We start from the raw sequence: 2,937 nt of genomic DNA, 5'->3' as shown, positions 1-2,937 counted from the left end.
GGGGAGCCACGGGGACCGCCGGGGCTTCCGGAGGCGGTGGGGTGGACGCCGACGGCGGCGTGGCCGGGCCGCTGAGGGTGCGGACCTGGTCGCCCGGCATGGACGCGTCGATCGGGGTGCCCGGGTTGAGGACGAGGGTCCACGACGGGTCGGGCCAGGCGGTGACCAGTTCCAGGAGGCTCGGCATGATGAAGCGGGACGAGCCGATGGCCTCGTTCATCCACTTGAGCGACGTGAAGAGCTGGATGGACGTCCGGCCGTGGACCGGCACGGGGCGCCAGGGGAAGTCGGGGTCGCCGGGGACGATGCCCCACGGGGTGTCGGCGTCGGCCGCGACCAGGACCTGGGCGCCCAGGAGGAGTTTGAAGAAGGCGTCGGTGTCGCCGCGGCGGGCGACGTCGAAGAGGCGCTGCTCGACGTCGTTCTGGGGCTCGAAGCCTTCCGTCATGCGCTGGGCGGCGCGCTGGTCGGCCCAGGTGGCGAGGCCGGGGAGCTGCTGGGCCAGGACGGTGCCGCCGGCGGGGGAGCCGGAGTTGATGGCGAGGAGCCAGTCGTGGTTCGGCCAGTAGCGCAGGACGACGGTGAACGGCAGCTTGATGTACTCGACGTTTCCGGATGCCTCGGTGAGGCGTTCGGGGGAGGTGAAGACAGGGACGACGGTGGAGCCGTCGACCTCGCGGGTCTGCCACGGGAAGCCGGGACGCCCCGGACGCAGCGTGTAGTCGGTGTCGCCCGGGACGGGCAGCAGCACCTCGGTGGCCGCGAGGGTCTGCAGGAACAGGTCGTGGTCGTTGTTGGCGGCGGCGCGCAGCAGTTCGCGCTCGACGTCGTTGGCCGGCTGGAACTCGGGGCGCTCGCGGGGCAGGTCGCGGTGCTGGTCGCGCAGCTCCTCCCAGGGCGCGGCGGCGCGGCCGACCTGCGGCGGGCGGCCGTCGCCCTCGGCGACCTGCCGGACGAACCAGGACGGCAGCCGCGCCTCGATGGGCAGGGCGGCGCCGCCCTTGCCGGGCGCGTCGATGGCGAGCCACCAGCGGGCGTCCGGCCAGGTCTCCGCGATGTCGCCGAACCGGACGGTCATGAAGTGCTGGTAGGACGGCCCGAGGCACGCGCGCATCGCCGACGCCGACGTGTAAACCAGGACGTGGACCCGGCCGTCCTCCTCCTGGGTCGGCCACGACGGCTGCGCGTCGCCCGCGAGGACGCCGTCCACCAGGTCCGGCGGGACGGGAACGACGAGTTCGCTTTCCGCGATGAGGCGGAAGTAGCTCTCCTGGTCCCCGGCCCGCACCGTCTCCTGCAGCCGGTGCTCTAGTTCCGATGTGGGTCGCCACGCGTCGGCCACGGTCGCCACCCCCTGTTTCATCCGTGTCGTCGCGACTGCCTACGCTACATGGGCGAACAGGACCAAAGAGCATAATCGTCTGACTGCGCGGGCGAGTTCGCAGGTCAGCGACTTGTCAGCTCGGTCAGGGCGGCGAGGAGGCGGTCGATGTGCTCCGCGGTGGTGCCGAGGCCGAGGCTGGCGCGGACGGCGGTCCCGTCCCCGTCCAGGAGGTGCCGGACGAAGGGGTGGGCGCAGAACTTCCCGTCCCGGACGCCGATGCCGTGCTCGTCCGAGAGCGCGAGCGCGACGTCCCGCGCCGTCCAGCCGTCGACGGCGAACGACACGATGCCCACGCGCGGCGCCCGGTCGCCCCACAGGGTCAGTTCCCGGACGTGCGGGAGAGCCGCCAAACCCGAGCGCAGCCGCTGGACGAGGTGCTCTTCGCGGGCGGCCACCGCTTCCCAGGCGGCGGAGAGCGTGTCGCATGCGGCGGCCAGCGCGATGACTCCGAGGACGTTCGGCGACCCGGCCTCGTGGCGCTGCTCGGCTGACGGCGCCCAGTGGGTCGTCTCGCCGACCGACGCGCTCGCGCCGCCGCCCTTGAGGTAGGGGCCGGCGGCGCGCAGCCAGTCGGCGCGCCCGGCGAGGACGCCCGCGCCGAAGGGCGCGTAGAGCTTGTGCCCCGAGAAGGCGACGTAGTCGAGGCCGAGCGCCGTCATGTCGACGGGACGGTGCGGGACGAGCTGCGCCGCGTCCACCGCGATGCGGGCGCCGTTGCGGTGGGCGACCTGCGCCAGTTCGGCGAGCGGCCACAGTTCGCCGGTGACGTTGGACGCGGCGGTGACGACGAGCAGCCGCGACCCGATCGGGGACTCGCGCAGCGCGCGGTCGGCGGCGGAGACGGCCTCGGCCGGGGTGGCGGGCGCGGGGAGCCGCACGGCGCGCTTCCACGGCAGCAGCGACGCGTGGTGCTCGGTCTCGAACACGACGACGCTCGTCCCGGCGGGGACGGCGTGCGCGAGCAGGTTCATCGAGTCGGTGGTGTTCCGCGTGAACACGACCGCGGAACGCCGCCATGCACCGAGGAACGTCCGGACGGTTTCGCGCGCCTTCTCATAGGCGCCGGTCGTGACCTGGGAGGCGTATCCCGCGCCGCGGTGCACGCTGCTGTAGTACGGCAGCGCACGGATGACGGCCTCGTGCACCGCCTCCAGACAGGGTGCGCTGGCGGCGTAGTCGAGGTTGGCGTAGGAGACGTGGCCGCCGTTCCGCAGCGGGACCGGGACGTCCGCTCCGATGACGCGGGGAATCGGGCGAACCCGGACCCCCTCGGCGTGCGTCACAGCAGGGGTGATCGGCGAGTGGGCGAGCAAGGCGGGCATGCCGGGACCTTCCGGGCCTGGGACCCCGGGAAGACCGTCGGGATCCGCGCTTGCCGGGACGCGGTGTTGCGTCCGGCCAGGTCTTCACCCGGGGCACCCCATCGCGGACGAAGGGTTGCCGGCCAGCGAGCCGGGGCTTGGCGCTGGCGCTCATGACCTAATGCGGAAGTATAGGCGGGTCCGGTCGGGGAGCAAGCGGGAGGGTGCGATGCGGTACGGGGTGGTTCGGGC

At 73.2% G+C, this 2,937-nt stretch carries 2 protein-coding genes and 1 riboswitch; both genes read right to left on the bottom strand.

All coding sequences use genetic code 11. The features are described 5' to 3' along the window. Nucleotides 1-1,342 (bottom strand): SseB family protein (locus E1293_RS46025; RefSeq protein WP_165978715.1); only part of this gene is annotated, 1,342 nt, incomplete at its 3' end. A 104-nt stretch (nucleotides 1,343-1,446) separates the two neighbouring features. Next, the gene (locus E1293_RS46020; protein WP_132206320.1) at nucleotides 1,447-2,706 is read right to left on the bottom strand and encodes an aminotransferase class V-fold PLP-dependent enzyme; all 1,260 of its coding nucleotides are present in this window, start codon (nucleotides 2,704-2,706) and stop codon (nucleotides 1,447-1,449) included. Between the two features lie 41 nt (nucleotides 2,707-2,747). Further along, a riboswitch (SAM riboswitch) is annotated at nucleotides 2,748-2,864 on the bottom strand. Nucleotides 2,865-2,937: the final 73 nt, after the last annotated feature.

Source organism: Actinomadura darangshiensis (assembly GCF_004349235.1).
GTDB classification, from domain to species: Bacteria; Actinomycetota; Actinomycetes; order Streptosporangiales; family Streptosporangiaceae; genus Spirillospora; species Spirillospora darangshiensis.
This window is presented reverse-complemented; position numbering and strand designations above follow the sequence as displayed.